Source organism: Janthinobacterium rivuli (genome assembly GCF_009208735.1).
GTDB lineage: Bacteria > Pseudomonadota > Gammaproteobacteria > Burkholderiales > Burkholderiaceae_D > Janthinobacterium.
In genome coordinates this window covers 1-534 of record NZ_WFLJ01000061.1, presented here as the reverse complement: position 1 = coordinate 534, position 534 = coordinate 1, and the positions used below count along the sequence as shown (strand labels likewise).

The following is a 534-nucleotide window of genomic DNA, read 5'->3' as shown; positions in this document are numbered from 1 at the left end:
GACCTTGGTCCAGCAGTTTGCGGAACATTTCCACGCCGGTGCAAGTCGTTTTGACGGTATCGGTGATGCCGACGATTTCGATCTCTTCGCCGACTTTGACGATGCCGCGCTCGATACGACCGGTCACAACGGTGCCGCGACCCGAGATCGAGAACACGTCTTCCACTGGCATCAGGAACGCACCGTCAACAGCGCGCTCTGGCGTTGGGATGTAGGCATCCAGCGCATCGGCCAGACGCAACACTGCGTCAACGCCCATTTCGCCTTCTTTGCCTTCCAGCGCCATACGTGCCGAACCTTTGATGATAGGCAGGTCGTCGCCTGGGAATTCGTACTTCGACAACAGCTCGCGCACTTCCATTTCAACCAGTTCCAGCAGCTCTGCGTCGTCGACCAGGTCGCACTTATTCAGGAACACGATGATGTATGGAACGCCAACTTGGCGGGCCAGCAGGATGTGTTCGCGGGTCTGTGGCATTGGGCCGTCAGCTGCGGAGCACACCAGAATCGCGCCGTCCATCTGGGCAGCACCGG

General features: G+C 59.0%; 1 protein-coding gene. It reads right to left on the bottom strand.

The window, feature by feature from the left end; genetic code table 11:
- On the bottom strand, positions 1 to 534 hold a 534-nt coding region (locus GCN78_RS28900), incomplete at both ends, for a GTP-binding protein (protein ID WP_264372705.1).